The sequence below is a fragment of the uncultured Paraglaciecola sp. genome (genome assembly GCF_913020055.1).
Classification (GTDB): domain Bacteria; phylum Pseudomonadota; class Gammaproteobacteria; order Enterobacterales; family Alteromonadaceae; genus Paraglaciecola.
In genome coordinates this window covers 1-16,602 of sequence record NZ_CAJWCF010000049.1, presented here as the reverse complement: position 1 = coordinate 16,602, position 16,602 = coordinate 1, and the positions used below count along the sequence as shown (strand labels likewise).

The 16,602-nt window shown below is 40.0% G+C and carries 16 protein-coding genes; 3 read left to right on the top strand and 13 right to left on the bottom strand.

Translation table 11 applies throughout. The annotated features are described in order from the left end of the window. Positions 1-2: 2 nt before the first annotated feature. Genes QZ488_RS11940 through QZ488_RS11925 form a run of 4 tightly spaced genes read right to left on the bottom strand, consistent with a single transcriptional unit; the run spans position 3 to position 6,022 of the window. The gene (locus QZ488_RS11940) at positions 3-1,199 is read right to left on the bottom strand and encodes a type II secretion system F family protein (protein ID WP_293748966.1); all 1,197 of its coding nucleotides are present in this window, start codon (positions 1,197-1,199) and stop codon (positions 3-5) included. A 5-nt stretch (positions 1,200-1,204) separates the two neighbouring features. Then, positions 1,205-2,854: a GspE/PulE family protein gene (locus tag QZ488_RS11935; RefSeq protein WP_293748930.1), complete on the bottom strand. Its 1,650-nt coding sequence runs from the start codon at positions 2,852-2,854 to the stop codon at positions 1,205-1,207. After that, the gene (gspG, locus tag QZ488_RS11930; RefSeq protein WP_293748928.1) at positions 2,854-3,258 is read right to left on the bottom strand and encodes a type II secretion system major pseudopilin GspG; all 405 of its coding nucleotides are present in this window, start codon (positions 3,256-3,258) and stop codon (positions 2,854-2,856) included. Before gspG ends, QZ488_RS11935 begins: the two co-directional genes overlap by 1 nt. Positions 3,259-3,307: 49 nt before the next feature. Continuing rightward, a complete protein-coding gene (locus QZ488_RS11925; RefSeq protein WP_293748926.1) occupies positions 3,308-6,022 on the bottom strand; it encodes an SLBB domain-containing protein in 2,715 nt (904 codons plus the stop codon). Between the two features lie 581 nt (positions 6,023-6,603). Here QZ488_RS11925 and QZ488_RS11920 point away from each other — a divergent pair. From QZ488_RS11920 to galE, 3 genes are all read left to right on the top strand, one after another. Beyond that, positions 6,604-8,106, top strand: a complete 1,503-nt coding sequence (locus QZ488_RS11920) for a peptide MFS transporter (protein ID WP_293748924.1) — start codon at positions 6,604-6,606, stop codon at positions 8,104-8,106. A gap of 86 nt (positions 8,107-8,192) precedes the next feature. Next, a complete protein-coding gene (locus QZ488_RS11915; RefSeq protein WP_293748922.1) occupies positions 8,193-8,498 on the top strand; it encodes a DUF6170 family protein in 306 nt (101 codons plus the stop codon). 2 nt (positions 8,499-8,500) lie between these two features. Beyond that, positions 8,501-9,517, top strand: a complete 1,017-nt coding sequence (galE, locus tag QZ488_RS11910) for a UDP-glucose 4-epimerase GalE (protein ID WP_293748920.1) — start codon at positions 8,501-8,503, stop codon at positions 9,515-9,517. Between the two features lie 71 nt (positions 9,518-9,588). On the opposite strand, the gene QZ488_RS11905 is transcribed toward galE, so the two are convergent. The 9 genes from QZ488_RS11905 to ccmB all read right to left on the bottom strand — a co-directional run. Then, complete coding sequence (locus tag QZ488_RS11905; protein ID WP_293748918.1) at positions 9,589-10,353, bottom strand: VacJ family lipoprotein; 765 nt, start codon at positions 10,351-10,353, stop codon at positions 9,589-9,591. Further along, positions 10,353-11,603: a c-type cytochrome biogenesis protein CcmI gene (gene ccmI, locus QZ488_RS11900; protein WP_293748916.1), complete on the bottom strand. Its 1,251-nt coding sequence runs from the start codon at positions 11,601-11,603 to the stop codon at positions 10,353-10,355. The genes QZ488_RS11905 and ccmI overlap by 1 nt, the downstream gene beginning before the upstream one ends. Then, complete coding sequence (locus QZ488_RS11895; RefSeq protein WP_293748914.1) at positions 11,600-12,052, bottom strand: cytochrome c-type biogenesis protein; 453 nt, start codon at positions 12,050-12,052, stop codon at positions 11,600-11,602. Before QZ488_RS11895 ends, ccmI begins: the two co-directional genes overlap by 4 nt. Next, the gene (locus QZ488_RS11890) at positions 12,049-12,621 is read right to left on the bottom strand and encodes a redoxin family protein (protein WP_293748912.1); all 573 of its coding nucleotides are present in this window, start codon (positions 12,619-12,621) and stop codon (positions 12,049-12,051) included. Before QZ488_RS11890 ends, QZ488_RS11895 begins: the two co-directional genes overlap by 4 nt. Continuing rightward, on the bottom strand, positions 12,618-14,624 hold the full coding sequence (locus tag QZ488_RS11885; protein WP_293748910.1) for a heme lyase CcmF/NrfE family subunit: 2,007 nt from the start codon (positions 14,622-14,624) through the stop codon (positions 12,618-12,620). The genes QZ488_RS11890 and QZ488_RS11885 overlap by 4 nt, the downstream gene beginning before the upstream one ends. A gap of 2 nt (positions 14,625-14,626) precedes the next feature. Next, positions 14,627-15,112, bottom strand: coding sequence for a cytochrome c maturation protein CcmE (ccmE, locus tag QZ488_RS11880; RefSeq protein ID WP_293748908.1), 486 nt, complete (start codon positions 15,110-15,112; stop codon positions 14,627-14,629). Beyond that, positions 15,109-15,396, bottom strand: coding sequence for a heme exporter protein CcmD (ccmD, locus tag QZ488_RS11875; RefSeq protein WP_293748906.1), 288 nt, complete (start codon positions 15,394-15,396; stop codon positions 15,109-15,111). Before ccmD ends, ccmE begins: the two co-directional genes overlap by 4 nt. Then, positions 15,396-16,142, bottom strand: coding sequence for a heme ABC transporter permease (locus QZ488_RS11870; RefSeq protein WP_293748904.1), 747 nt, complete (start codon positions 16,140-16,142; stop codon positions 15,396-15,398). The genes ccmD and QZ488_RS11870 overlap by 1 nt, the downstream gene beginning before the upstream one ends. Beyond that, a partial coding sequence (gene ccmB, locus QZ488_RS11865) for a heme exporter protein CcmB (protein ID WP_293748903.1) occupies positions 16,142-16,602 on the bottom strand: 461 nt, incomplete at its 5' end. The genes ccmB and QZ488_RS11870, both read right to left, overlap by 1 nt.

Below are 16,602 nucleotides of genomic sequence, written 5' to 3'. Positions count from 1 at the left end.
CACTAAACGCCGAATTCATTTATCGAAACCATACTCAGTAACATAATAATCACTATTCCACCCACTAAGCCGCCCATAAACAAAATCATTAAAGGTTCGAGTAATGTGGTTATTCTGCCCGTCCAGCTTTCAAACTCTTGTTTTGAGCGCTTCGCAATTTCACTGAATACCGATTCAAGGTTGCCTGATTCTTCACCCACTTCAAGTAACGAAATAAAAAACGCCGGATAGATCGAGGTTTGCCGCAAAGCTTGCGACAAAGAGTTACCTCTTTTCACTTTGTCTCGGGCAATTTCAAGTTCTCGCTTAAGATGATGATTAGACACATTGCCAATACACAAACTAAGAGCCTTATCGATTGCTAAGCCCGCACTTAGCATTAATGCAATACCACTATTGAAACGAATACGCTCAACGGTAATCACCGCACTTTTAATCACAGGTAAACTAAGTGAGATGCCAGCAAACCAATGTTTTACCTCAGGGCGTTTAAACAACACGTAAATCCCCACGCCACCAATCAAAATTCCGATAAACAACAAGCCTTGATAGTTATTCAGCCACTCACTAGCTGAAAGTAACGCTGAGGTATACCAGGGTAAATTATCCACGCCATCAAACATCGAAGACATGCGGGGGATAATAAAATTGAAAACAAAAAAGATACTTAATATACATACAAAAAGAATAACTAGAGGGTACGTCAAAGAACTAATAATTTTACTTTGTAAGTCTCTGCTAAATTTCAAGTCTACTGCTAGATCATGAAACACTTGAACCAGATTTCCAGAAGATTCACCTAATTCAACTAAATTACAATAAAGAGGTGAAAATACCTTGGGATGTTTTCGAACTGATTCAGCTAAACTACTACCGCCCTTAATATCCTTGCTGATATCACCCAATAAATTAGCCAGCACAGGTTTTGCTTTATTACGACGGATAATGTCGATACCACGGTCAATTCTTACGCCTGATGCTAACAACAAACTTAGTTCTGCCGTTAAAAACTCCAGATCGGCAAGAGTTACACCACGACTAAAAAGTAAAATACCTTGACCTTTTTGCACGACAGGTTTTATTTCCGATGCTAAAAGTCCCTGAGACTTAAGTTCTGCTATGACACCTTGCTTGTCAGTAGCGTCTAGTTCACCTTCAAATTTGGCACCGGAATTATCATAAGCACGGTAAGAAAACATAGCCACTAGCCAGCTACCCTAACCACTTCTTCTATGGTAGTAAGGCCTAACATAGCTTTATACAGCCCGTCTTCCATCAATGTACGTCTGTTTAATTCTTTATTGTGTAGCTTGGCTGCACTGGTAAAGTCTGCGCCTTTGGGTAACGACTTAATGTGATCATCACAGCGTAAATATTCAGTTACGGCCATACGGCCTTTGTAGCCAGTTTGCGCGCAAAGTTCACAACCCTTGCCTTTTTGAAGATTGATTTTTTCAATAGCAAAACGTTTAGCCAGACTTTTTAATTGATATTTTTCAATATGACCTTCTAGATTTTCTTCTGGCACTGCGCAATGCTCGCAGATTTTACGGGCTAAACGCTGGGCCACAATAGATACCAATGCAGCGTTTAATAGAAATTCTTCAACCCCTAAATCAAGCAAGCGAGTGTAGGCACTAGGCGCATCATTGGTATGCACGGTAGAAAAGACTAAATGCCCTGTTAATGCTGACTGCATGGCTATTTTTGCGGTTTCACTATCACGAATTTCACCTAACATAATAATGTCGGGATCTTGACGAACAATACTTCTAAGTCCAGCAGAAAAATCAAAACCAATGTCACTATTCACTTGTACTTGATTGATACCTTCTAATTGGTATTCCACCGGATCTTCAAGTGTGACTATCTTCACATCTTCATCATTTAATTCATTTAAAAATGTGTAAAGTGTGGTTGTTTTACCTGAACCTGTTGGTCCGGTTAATAAAATCACACCTGCCGTAGACGTTAAATCTTCTTTGATTAAGTTTTCAATATCATCAGACAAACCCAAAACTGCCATGTCATAGCGAATGCTTTCTTTACGTAAAAAACGCATCACCATGGACTCGCCGTCATTTAATGGTAAAGCCGAAACTCGAATATCAAGTTCTTCACTGGCAATTTTCATCTCAATCTTGCCATCTTGAGGCCGGCGTTTTTCGGCAATATCCATTCCAGATAATATTTTTAAACGCGTAACGATAGGTAATTGCATTTTAGGTGAAATTCGCTCTGCTTCATGCAACACCCCATCCACTCTAAAGCGAGCCCTATAACTACCTTCGTATGGTTCAAGGTGCATGTCTGATGCACCTTGGCGCAAAGCCCTAATAATTAAAGAGTTGAGTAAATTAACGGTAGGAGTTTCGGTAGCCAACTCAATTAAGCGGTCTTCATCATCACTATCAAAAGTATTAAAGTTGTCTACTGATTGACTAGAAAATCGCTGGGATAAAATTTGAATATCTGAATCCATAGCAATGAACAATTCAAACTCAATTTCTTCTTGAGATAACCATTGATTCACTTCCGGCTCTAAAGGATAAGCACAAGCAAATACCCATTTAGTACCTGAAACTTGCAAAGGTACCCAACGATTGTTTAATAATATGTTTTTGGATTGAGTTGTTAGTTCTGGCAATTCAGAGTCTAGCCAATCAGACACTTTAACCATGGGAATAGAGAAAAATGTAGAGTAAAGGTTTGGCAGTTGTTCAGTTGGCAAACTGCCCAAATTAACCAGTATTTGTTCTATTCGACCACCGATGCGGGATTGGTATTTTTCGGCCTGTTCAATATCCTGCGAAGAAACACGGTATTCGTTCTTCAATATATCATTTAGATTCATTATTGGTGCACTATATCTTCATCAGCGTCTGAACCACCTTCTTTGCCATCAGCTCCGTAAGACAACAAAATATAGGGCTGTATTCCATCGTTTGAACGAGAATAAACATAGGAATTTCCCCAAGGATCCGCTGGGACAGCTTTAGGTAAATACGGACCATTCCATCTAGGGCTATTTTCTGCTCTAAGGTCTTGTAAACTTTCAGGATAACGACCCATATCTAATCTATAAGTGTCTAAAGCTGTTTCAAAAGCACTCATCTGGGTTGCGGCAATGCCCCTTTCAGCTGTACCTAATTGTGCAAAAAACTTAGGTGCCACAAGTGAAGCAAGCAATCCTAAAATAACAATGACAATTAACAACTCTATCATTGTAAAGCCTTTGTTTATAAATCTATGACTCATTAAAACTACCCCACCTACGTCTTTTAATTTTTATTATTAATAAAATTTGTTACAAACTACCAATCGCCGCTACAGCCACAGCCAACTGATAAATAATTTGTGTAGCACTAGACCACAAAGTTAAATTATCAATATTGTCTGAGTCAAACGGAACAACTATTGTGTCGCCTGGCATAATCCCAACATTTTCACCATTACTACTAAACCAAAAATCATTACCTTTGCCTGGCAACTCAACCGAACCGTTAGAGCGAATGATATAAATTCTGTCTTCATCAGCTAAGTTCTTCATTCCCCCGCTTTTGGAAATATAATCTTCATATGATAAACCCGCGCTGAACAAATGAGAGGTAGGCACGTATACCTCACCAATTACGTTAATAGATTGGCTTTGACTCGGCACATATAGGGTATCTCCATCTTCGAGCAATACATTTACGATCGCATCACCTTTGAGTAAACTTTGCAGGTCAATAACTAAGCGCCCTACCGCGTCAACCTTTGTTAAATCGTTTAGCAGCTTTTTCGCTTCATCATAATTCACCACTGAACCAGCACCAGCGCTTGTCCTTAAACCTTCAGATGCAACTTGTTTACGTAGGTCTTCCGCCAATTTTCGTAAATTATTACGTTCTTGTATTTTCAGTGATTCGCGAGTAAAGATTGCAGCATTCGGATCTCCATATTGAGTAAGGTTACCGACCCGACTTAATAAATCTGAAAGTGTCTCACCTCGACGAATAGTATATTCACCTGGAAATTCCACTTCTCCTTTAACCGTTACTTTTAGTTCTTGCTGCCATGAAGGGATGGCAAATATATTGACTCTATCTTTACTGATTAAAGCAACATCTGAAACATTGCCATCTAACACGTCGCCCGGGTTAAATCGGATATGATTAATCTCTGCCACACCTTTTTCGCTGACCGTTGTTCGTGTTATTTCAGATTTCATCAAATAAGATGACTCTGTTAATCCACCCGCCGCTTTAATCAAACTGTTTACCGATGCATTTTTAGTAAGTGGGTACACACCTGGCACCTTAACTTCACCTGCTATTTCTATCAATTGCAGCGGTTTACCGTGTTTGGCTTGCTCGCGAAGCTTTACTATTACAGGTGACAACATACGTTTACGGGAGTAATAGTTAGTGTCTTTAAATTCTAAGACTTTTTCACGTTCAGCTTCCGTCAAGGTGATAATTGGCAAAGTTTGTTTATCTTTTTTTGCGTCAGATAAATCTAATCCAATATTTTCTTCATCAACCAGACCTACACTTTCCCAAAATAACCTGTCTTCAATTCGCTTTTGCCATAACTCTTTTTCTTTTAAATCGAGTTCATCCTTGGTGAAGGCCAAGTCAGCTAAACGCAAATCGCCTAAAACATCACCTTCAATTTTTGAAAAGACCAATACCCGATCATTTGCTTTTAGTTCAACATTACTGGTTGGGTCGTTGATATCTAACTCGCTCAAATCAATCTGTAATAATTCGATGTCACGATTTTCGTTGATATCTCTGACTATCAATACATAGGTTAAATCCGCAATTTCCAATAAATCTTTTTGCCTATTACCCAAAAATTCAGATATGCGAAGGTTTTCCTTCCATTGATATTTACCAGGGCGTGCAACCGCTCCAATCAAAGTAATTGAATTAGATACAAACGAGGATATTTTTGAAATAACAATCTGGTCACCGTCAACAACATTAATATCTTCATGTTTTAAGTCAACTGTCAGTTGGATCTGTTCACCATTAATAAATCTTCTAACATTAACTGCACCTTCGTAACCTTCTGCAAGCTTACCGCCAGCTAACTTCATCACATCTGTTAAGGTTTCTTCATTCTTAAGTTCGTAAATTGCTGGACGTCTAACTTCTCCATCAATTGATACTGTGCGCTCGATTGAGGGAATAAAAATCGCATCACTCGGCTGCAGAAGCACATCATTGCGTGTATCTCCAGAGTTAAGTAAGTCATAAAGGTCAAGGGTTGCAACCAACTTGCCTGCTCGCTTAAGTTGAATATTTCTTAATGACGCTATATCACTCACACCGCCGCTAACAAACAACGCATGGGTTATGGTGGACAGGGAACTGACACTGTATGCACCTGGTTTATGCGCCTCTCCCATCACAAAAATTCGCATACTGCGTAATTCGCCCATGGTTAGGCTGAGTTCTACACCGATGATTTGCTTTTTAATTTGTTCGGCCAAATAGGTTTTAGCTTCCGAGAAGCTCATTGTGGCAATTGAAATCGGCCCTAGTTTAGGAATAATGATATTGCCATCTCTACCAACCGTTAGGCGGTATTCTTCGTTTTCTTTACCGTATAATTGGACGACTAATTCATCCCCAGGACCAATGATGTAATTAGCCGGAACCGGTGTATTAGATGCAGGCGAAAATGTAGAAGGGGCATTTGCAAATAATGACTGTCCGTAAAGCTTTAACTCTTCTTCTTCATCGCTATCAGCTAAAGGATACTCATCTTGGTCATCTATAGGATTGCCTTGTTGATCAAATCGAGTACCTCTTGGGTATACATCTGTTTCAACGTTTTTATCCCTTAAATCAGAGCCATTAGAAATACCTGATATATCGATACCTAACTGTTTGGCTAGTTGTTGTTGTTGGGATTTAGGCAGTTTCTTAAATTGTTCAATCTGCTGTGCACTTTGTGCTTCAGCGTTCTGCAGACTCAACAAACTGATATAGACAAAAAAAATGATTAGTTTTGATACGATTTTTGACATGCATATTCCATAAAATTCAAAGTCTTAGTATTCAAGAATTCACTTACCAAGAATTGCTAATAGAATAGCGTATTTGTGTACCCAGTGGAATGCTTGAGCGGCAGTTATTCATCGTTTCGTAATTAGCAAGTTACCTGAGCTTTCAGAAATACTGGTTAAACCTATAATTGCTGGTATTTTTTCACAAAAACCATTGTTATTTTAACTAAACAATTATTTTTCGACATAATCCTCCCTTTACAGCAAAGCATCCCACTAATCATCATTAGTCAGATACCAATCTATTATGTTACTGATGCCGATTTCAAATAACTCATTAGGTACCTGTAAAATATTATTAAACTTTTCATCAAGAAGTACGTAAAACCTAACAACACAGGGCGAGTTCACACTGTTAGTTCCGCTTGTAAAGCAAAGCGGCAATTTATACTCTTCTTGTTTTAACGTCTAGCCTCTAGTATAACCTCGTAGCCGGAATTCTATAATTAAGTAATAAGCGTTATGGAGTGTGGGTTTAATAGACAAATTTGAACAACAAGATCCTTTTAAAGGACAAACTTCGACAAAGAAAGGCTGTATATATGACAACAGAAACAATACACACCAAAACCAAAGATTTCTTGGGTCACCCTGGTGGTTTATCAACTCTCTTCCTAACAGAAATGTGGGAACGCATGAGCTACTACGGTATGCGTGCCATGCTGGTGCTTTTCATGACGGCATCCATACAAGAAGGCGGTTTAGCCATCACTGTGGCATCTGCTACAGCGATTTATGGCCTTTATACAGGCTCAGTATATTTAATGGGGTTACCTGGTGGCTGGATGGCTGATCGCTTAATTGGCGGGCAGAAAGCAGTTTGGTATGGCGGAATAATAATAATGTGTGGTCACATTGTGTTAGCTATTCCAAATGACGTTACCTTTTTTATTGGTTTGATTTTAGTGGTATTGGGCACTGGCTTATTAAAACCTAATATTGGCGCTTTGGTAGGTCAGCTTTACTCAAGTGAAGACAAAAGACGCGATAGTGGTTACACCCTTTATTATCTAGGTATCAATTTAGGTTCGGTTATCGGTTATACCGTTTGTGGTTATTTACGTATAAACATGGGTTGGCATTGGGCATTCGGCGCTGCTGCAGTTGGCATGGGTCTTGGCTTAATTATGTATAAAATGACCCTAAGCAAATTAGAGGGTGCTGGAGCTGAACCCACAGTTAAGCTTTCACCTAAGGCTACAAAAATCAGTTGGTCGGTTATCGGTGTATTTTTACTGGTATTAACCGTAGTTTCCTACATGTTAATAAATAACATGATGACTTTTAACGCTGTTGTTGTAGCTCAGAAATTTGCAATATTCGCGACGGTCTTATTTTTAGGCTACTTTGCAGCAATATTTTTTCTTGGCAACAACTCACCTGATGAAAAACGTCAATTAGGGGCTTTATTTTTAGTCTGTATCGCGTCTATCTTTTTTTGGACAGGTTTTGAACAGGCTGGTTCTTCTCTAAATTTATTTGGACAAGATTACACTGATAGAATCATTGGTACCTTTGAGATACCGCCTGAATGGCTGCAATCTGCCAACTCTATGTTTATTGTTATTTTGTCGCCTTTCTTCGCAGCAATGTGGATAAACCTAGCTAAGAAAATGATTACTCCTTCATACGGATTAAAATGTGCAATTGGTTTAATCATTATGGCGACCGGTTTCCTTGTGATGTTCTTTGCCGCTCAAGTAGCAGCTACGGGATTAAAAGTTGCTCCTTACTGGCTAATCGCTACTTACTTTTTACATACAGTAGGTGAGTTATGTTTGAGTCCAGTTGCGTTATCAGCGGTGAGTAAATTGTCACCTAAACGATTTGCAGGTCAGATGATGGGGGTGTTTGTACTCACTTACTCTATCGGCAATGTAGTTGCAGGTTTGTTAGCCGGAAACTTTGACCCTAATAAAGTCGAAGATATGCCTAACCTTTACCTACAAATCAGTTTATTCACCATTTCAATTGGTGTAGTCATATTCCTATTTACCTTTAAAACGAAAAAGTGGGAAAAGTTGGCAGAACAACCTGCAAACTAATTTAAACTAAGAAGTACAATCAACGCCCAGCTAAGTCGAATGATTTAGCTGGGCTTTTTTATCGTTACTGATAGGTGACTCTATTTATGAAGTTTTATTTTTCGACCAAACAAATACCGCAACTCCAGCATTTACCTCTGACCTCAAGATTAGCGGCAATGCAATTGGCGCTAGGTAAACTAATTGGACCTGAAAAATTGCTTCTTAATGTATTAAAAATGCTGGTAGTGATCCCAGTTTTTATATTTATTATTCAAATTTCGACTAATTGGATGGCTATTGTTTGGGCATTATTAGTCACATTACTTTATCCTATGCTAGTCAAACCAGTGCAATACGGTTTATGTGCTAAATATATTCCTCAAGCTAAACCTCATCCTGAAGGAGAATAAAAATGCAGACAATTTTGGTAACAGGCGGTGCAGGTTATATTGGTAGCCATACTGTTTTGCAACTTTTAGAAAGCGGCAATCAAGTGATTGTGCTCGACAACTTATGTAATTCCTCACAGGAATCATTAAATCGAGTTGAAGAATTAACCGGTAAGAAAACGATTTTTGTACAAGGCGACATTCGCGATCACACGATTTTAGAATTACTTTTCTCCAAACATAAAATTAATGCAGTTATCCATTTTGCTGGTTTAAAAGCAGTGGGTGAGTCGGTAGCAAAACCCCTCAATTATTATAATAACAATGTATATGGCACATTAACGTTATGTGAAGCGATGAAAAAATTTGGGGTTAAAAACCTAGTATTTAGTTCATCAGCAACTGTTTACGGCGATCCTGTTGAGCTGCCACTTCGCGAAGATATGCCAACCGGTCAACCTACTAATCCATATGGCATGTCAAAACTAATGGTTGAGTTGGTGTTACGTGACTTGTACAAGTCAGACAACGACTGGAACATAGCTTTGCTGAGATATTTCAACCCAGCGGGCGCGCATCCGTCAGGACGAATCGGTGAAGATCCTAACGGTATCCCCAACAACCTAATGCCATTTATTACCCAAGTCGCCACAGGTAAACGTGAGCATTTATCTATTTTTGGAAACGACTATGATACGCCAGACGGTACAGGTGTCAGAGATTATATCCACGTAGAAGACTTAGCAGCTGGTCACTTAAAAGCGTTAGAAAAGCTAGACACAGGTCCGGGAATAGTGACTTATAACCTAGGCACCGGCCAAGGATATAGTGTTTTAGATATGGTCAAAGAGTTTGAAAAACAAAGTGGAAAAGCTATTCCTTACCAATTTGTGCCGCGCAGAGGTGGTGATGTTGCCTCTTGTTATGCCGACCCTAAAACGGCCAGCGAAGCATTAGATTGGACCGCCACCAGAGGACTTGCCGAAATGTGTAGAGACTCTTGGAATTGGCAGGCAAATAACCCAGAAGGTTATAAATAAACCACCACCCACAAAAAAGCCCTGAAATTTATCAGGGCTTTTTTTATCGGACTCAAACGTTTAATTAATGGCTATAAGTCATCTAAAAAAGCATCGATATCATCTTCCAACGCTTCTTCCTCAGCTGACTTTTCTACTTTCCCATCTTGCACTTTAAATTCTAAATTTTGAAAATAAGCACTTTTCACAAAAGCATAGGGATCAGCAGAAGAATTTAGCTGCTGTTCTTGTTGTATCACCGACGCTCGACCTTCTAATGCTTTAATACCAACGCGCAAAAATCCTAAGTAAAAATTAAGCCCATCAATCGGGGAATAGGAAGTATCCACAAAATCACCAACAGAACTGCGTATGTCACTTGGCCCTAGTGCGGGTATCATCAAATAAGGCCCAGTACCGACTCCCCATTTACCCAAGACTTCTCCAAACTCCTCTTCTTGTGTTTCTAAACCTATTTCACTGGCGACATCAATCAGGCCTAATAATCCCACGGTAGAATTCAGTAAAAAACGTCCGAGACTAATAAAAGTCCCATCCAATTTCCATTGCAGTAGGTTATTTAGGGTGTTGGAAGGCTCTTCTAAATTCTCAGCCATATTCAACAAACCTGTGCGCGCAATTTGTGGCATATAATCCACATAAGCAACCGCTGTGGGTCGTAATAAATACTCATCCAAGACCTCATAGTTAAAGTCCCACATTGTGCGGTTAATTGACTCTAGTGGATCTTTAGGATCTTCAAACTGTTGCGCTTGTTCATTAGCAGTTTGCTGGGATGCACACCCACCAAGTAGCAACAACCCTGTCGCCAAAACTAGAACACCTACTTTATTCATTATAATTCTCTATTTATCGTTATTGATTCTTCTGTCATCTCGTTCGCGCTCAAAGTCGCAATCAATTCACCTTGAAAGTCACCCGCTGACTGAGTGCCGTTTCCATCTAAAGACACCCTAGCAACCAACTTAGCTTGTTGTAATTGCGATAAGGTATAATTTGGCGTCATAGCATTGTCATCAGACAACTCAACTGTAATGGGGAATTCACCTAAAGGCAGTTTCACCACCGCAGCTGGCATTTTCATTTTTCCGCTACTTTCTTGTGCAAATACGAACAAGAAACCATCCTTAGGCAATTTTTGCTGTAATTCATCACTGATGTTAATCGTTACCGACACGCGTGTTGAACTTAGGCCTTCGGCAGATGGTTCGGACTGCTTCTGACTCACTTGACCTAACTCAGCCTGCAATTCTGAAATTCGTTGATTAACCGCCTGATAATTAGGATCAGTTTTTGGAATAAAGGCGATTAACCCTTGCCAATTCTGCAAGGCTAATTGTTTATCACCTAACTCAGATGCGGCTATGGCTAACACGCCCATAGCATTAGTATTATCCGGCTCTAACTTAAGTATATGCAACAACACTTGTTTAGCCTGCAACACTTGTTGCTCTTGCCCTGTCATCAACAGTGCTTGGGCATAACTAGATAAAGTCCCAATGTTGTTAGGCGCAAATTTTAAGGATTTTTCAAATGCTTGAATGGCACTATCAACCCGGTTTAAAGCACCAGAAACTCGGCCTAACAACATCCAGCCAGTTGCATCTTCTGGTGTCTCGACTAACTTTGTTCTGAGTCCTAAAGCAAATTTTTGTAAATCCTCTAAGGTGAGGTTTTCATCACCTTTGATTATTCGCTGTCCAAGTTCACTTGTTTGTTGTTGTGCAATCTGCCAATCATCAATGCGTTGAATTTGGTTCGCATAAAGATACACTCCAATACCAACCGACAGACTCAGCAGTGCGCCAATTGAAATAACGATGCCAACACTTGCGCCCGCACTTTCACTGGTTTTGGTCTCTTCTAACAACGCAAGTTTTAACTCATTTTCGGACTGCAACCTATCGGTGTCACTCAACAAACCTTGCTGTTGCTCAGTGTGTAATTCATTGAGTCTTTGTTTGATTAAACTTTTATTGGTTAGGTTACTGCCAGATTCAGCAGTACTCTTTTTTATCCAAGGAAATGCAATAAACAATAGAAAAATAACAACAGACAACGCCGCGCCTAGATAAAAAAGACTCATTCGTCACGCTCCAAAATTGCTTGGGCTTCTGCCAATTGCTCATCGTTTATTTGCGGCGCTTGACGTTTGCGAGATATAACGACTCCAGCCAAAGCGATAACAACAAACAATGCAGGTAACAACCACAACCAAATTGTCATAGGGTTTACCGGAGGTTGGTAATATACAAAGTCACCATAGCGTTGTTTCATAAAATCAATCACTTGCTGTTTATCGTAATCTTTTTGTAGCAACTCATACACTTTACGTTTTAAATCTACCGCTATCATCGCATCAGAATCTGCGATGTTTTGGTTTTGACATTTAGGACAACGTAATTCTTTGGTCAGGTCTAAAAACAAGGCACTTTTTTCAGGGTCTTCAAAGTGAAATTTATCTTCTGTGGCCAAGGCCTGACTACAAAAAAACCCCAACGTAAAAATCAAAAATGTGGCTAATATTCTATTCATTGCGCCACCAACTCGTCGTAAATGGCGGCAAACTTTTTGTTCCAAACGCGGGGATTAATATCACCTATGTGATGCAAACGAATTTTGCCTTGTTGGTCAATTAAGTAGGTTTCGGGTGCTCCCGTAACGCCAAGATCCAGTGACAAATCTCGTTTTACATCAAATATATTGAAGGCATACGGATTACCTAATTGATTGAGTTTTTCGGTTACTTCTTGCTGTACTCGTTCAACAGTTTTAATCCCAAAATCAGGATCAATATCTTGGTCGTAATACAAACCCACGATATGTTTACCTTCTTCTTGTAACTGCTTGAGGTAAGGCAACTCAATCGCACAGGTAATACACCAGACTCCCCACACGTTAAGCAAAGTCACTTTGCCAACAAATACGTCTTGGGTATAAGTTTGTTCTACATTCATCAAATCAGGCAAAACAAACTCAGGCATGGAATGTTCTAGTAAACTAGATTGATGGTCTCTTGGATCGGAAAACAATCCTTGATATAAAAATATAATTAATCCCAGAAACAGTGCCAAAGGGATTAAAAAAACAGCGACTTTTTTCAAGATGGTTGCTCCGTTAAAGCCGAGGTTGGCGTTTTATTAGCTTTAGGTTTTTTTACAATCTTAGTCATACGATAACGTTTATCACTGATCGACAATACACCACCAAACGCCATAATAAAGGCACCTAGCCATATCCAGTTAATAAAAGGTTTTACGTAAATACGTAACGACCAATCTCCATTTTTAAGCTGCTCGCCCAAAGCCACAAATAAATCTCTGGTGAAACCAGAATCAATACCTGCTTCAGTCATAACGTTTCGCTGAACTGGATAAAAACGTTTTTCTGCAGCCAATGCTGCCACCTTTGTACTATTTTGATACACATCAACATGGCCCACATCAGCGGTGTAGTTAGGTCCTGTATATTCAGATACATCCTTAAACACAAACTCATACCCTTGTAATGTCACACTGTCACCTACGGCCATTCTGACATGTCGCTCTACGTTATAAGCGCTGACTAATGCAATACCAACAAGTGTGACTGCAAATCCGACGTGGCCAGCTACCATGCCCCAATGACTAGGCGTAAGTTTTTGTAAACTTTGTACAATACTGAATTTACCTGACGCTATTTGAGGCTGAATACGCTGACGAATTTCCATAATAGTCGTGACCATAATCCAGAAACTCATGACTAAACCTAAGGTTGCCATATAGCTGGATTGTTCAAAACTGGCATTAACTAACACCCCAGCCGAAACACTTAACGCAAACGCAATCAATAGCTGTTTATACAAGGCCTGTGCAGATTGGCTTTTCCAGCGTGTCATTGGGCCTATCCCCATAAACAACACAAAAGGCACAATCAGATAAGTAAACATTTGATTAAAAAATGGTGCGCCAATTGAAATAGAGCCCATGCCTATTTCTTTATGCACTAGGGGAAGTAACGTGCCTAATAAGACCACTAAAGTTGCAGCGGTTAGAAACACATTATTGCCAATTAACAACACTTCTCTTGAAAACAGTTGGTATCTACCACTACCTTTTAGTTGCGGTGCTCTGTAGGCATACAAACCTAAGGAACTGCCTATAATCACAACTAACAAACCAAGAATAAATAACCCACGGCTAGGATCACTAGCAAAAGAATGGACCGAGACTAACACCCCAGAACGAACCAAAAACGTACCTAAAAGGCTCAATGAAAATGCCGAAATAGCTAACAATACAGTCCAAGACTTAAATACTTTACGTTTTTCAGTGACCGCCAGACTATGGATCAATGCAGTACCTACTAGCCATGGCATAAACGAAGCGTTTTCAACTGGATCCCAAAACCACCAACCGCCCCAACCTAGTTCGTAGTAAGCCCACCAACTACCTAGTGCTACACCTACAGTTAAAAAAGACCAAGCGGCAATGGTCCAAGGTCTGGACCAGCGGGCCCATGTTGAATCTAATTGGCCAGAAATCAGTGCCGCTAGAGCAAAGGCAAAAGCGACAGAAAAACCAACGTAGCCCATATACAACATAGGTGGATGAATAATCATGCCAAAATCTTGCAACAGTGGATTTAAATCTTTGCCATCAATAGGGAAGAAAGGTAATAAACGGTCAAAGGGGTTAGAGGTAAGTAACATAAACAAGTAAAAACCAATACCCACCATACCTAAAATGGATAACACTCTGGCTACCATTTTGATTGGAATAGCCTTACTAAAAAGTGCTACTGCCACTGTCCAAATTGAAAATATCAGCACCCACAATAAAAACGAACCTTCATGCCCGCCCCACACAGCAGTGACTTTATAATAGATAGGTAAGGTACTGTTCGAGGTATTCGCCACGTAAGTCAAACTAAAGTCATCGGTAATAAAACCATGGGTCAGGCTAGCATAAGCAAAGGCGGTAAATACAAACATGCCAATGGCCAAAGGTTTTGCCATGGCCATTAGTTGAGGATGATTTTTATATGCGCCCCACATCGGACAAATAGATAACAATATGCCCATCATCAATGCCAGCACTAAAGAGAGGTTCCCCAATTCTGCAAACATGATTATTCGCTCTCCCCTGCTTTACCATAACTGGCTTGTTCTGGTTTCACATGTTTAATGCCTTTCATTTTTTCTGCTAATTCTGGCGGCATATATTCTTCATCATGTTTGGCTAAGACTTCGTGAGCTTCGATATAGTTATTTTGGGTCAATACACCTGTTGCAACAATGCCTTGCCCCTCTCGAAACAAGTCAGGCAAGATCCCTTGATAACTCACAGTCACAGCTGGACCAGTATCGACTAGGTCAAAACTGACAGACAATGTTTCTTGATCCCTTTTAACTGTCCCAGGCACAACCATGCCACCTATACGTAATCGCTGACCGATTGCAGGTATTTGCCCTTCTTTGCCCTGAATAATTTCAGATGGCGTATAAAACAAGTCAATATTTTGGCTAAGTGCATACAACATCAAACCAATTGCGCCGCCCACAACCAATAAAATTACAGATACAGTTATCAAACGCTTTTGACGCCTTGGGTTCATACTTGTTCTCCGTTAGTTCTTTTTTGAGCTGTGGCACTTTGTTCAGCTGCAGTACTTTGTCCAGCTGTAGCACTTTGTCCAGCTGTAGTACTTTGTGTAGCTGCAGCTTTAATACGTGCTTGCCGCGCTTGTTCTTTTAATACTTGAGTGAATAATCTTCTTTTTGAAAAAAATGAATCACACCACAAAATCATCAAACTTAGTGCTGCGCATCCAAAAGACAACCAAACGTATACACCATAACCGGCCATATCCAAGAAACTACTGAAGTCTTCAAAGTGCATTATTGCTTCTCACTTTTATTAGCTAGGGCGACCACCCAAGGGCGTCTGTGTTCTCTTTGTAATATTTCGTTTTGCATACGCAGTAAGAAAATGGCGCCGCTGACCAGAGCCCAGCCTAAAATAGACAGCAAAAGTGGCCATAACATTTCTGCCGGCATAGAAGGTTTATCAAATTTCATGATGGTGGCGCCTTGATGCAAAGTGTTCCACCACTCAACTGAGTAATGAATGATCGGCAGATTGATTACGCCCACTATGGCCATGACCCCAGCAGCTTTGCCCGCCTGCTGTTTATCTTCAAAGGCTTTATACAAAGAAATCACCCCAAAAAACAAAAATAATAATATCAACTGCGAGGTTAATCTGGCATCCCACTCCCACCAGGTTCCCCACATTGGTTTTCCCCAAGCGGCACCCGTAATAAGTGAAACAAAAGTAACCGTTGCGCCTATAGGTGCTAAGGCTATCATCGCCATAAAAGACGTTTTCACTTGCCATACCAACCCAATAAATCCAGCAATAGCCATTGCGCTATATAGGCTTTTAGACAGCACTGCGCTAGGAACATGCACATATATAATTCGATAGGCTTCACTTTGTTGATAATCCATTGGAGCAAAGGCTAGGCCCCAAGCGGTTGCGACCAAAATGACTACTAGTCCCAACAAACTAAACCAAGGCAACAACCTTTGGCATAGATGATAAGTACGTTCAGTTTTAGCGTAAGGGTGTAACCACTTCCACATTAGTTTTGACTCACTCTAAGTGCATAAGCAATGGCAAAAGGAGCCAACGCTAAAGAAAAAAGAAACATAGCGCCAATGATCGCTAGTTGTGCAGTATATTGTAATTGCATTGAAGCCGATTCTACTGCCGATGTAGCAAAGATTAACAAAGGAATAAAGACAGGAAGTAGCAATAAAGCCAGCAACACCCCACCGCGATTTAATCCAACAGTTAACCCTACGGCAATGGCACCAATTAGGCTCAATAAAGGTGTGCCCAACATCAAAGTTTTTAACAATGCCCAATACATGGGTTCACTCAAATGTAAAAACAACGCCAACAAAGGCGATAATATGATCAATGGCAGAATACTGGTTAACCAATGAGCCGCAACTTTCACCAAAGCAGCAGCAGGTAATGAGGTACTGGACAACATTAATTGTTCTAATGAACCATCTTGAAAATCATCACGAAACAATC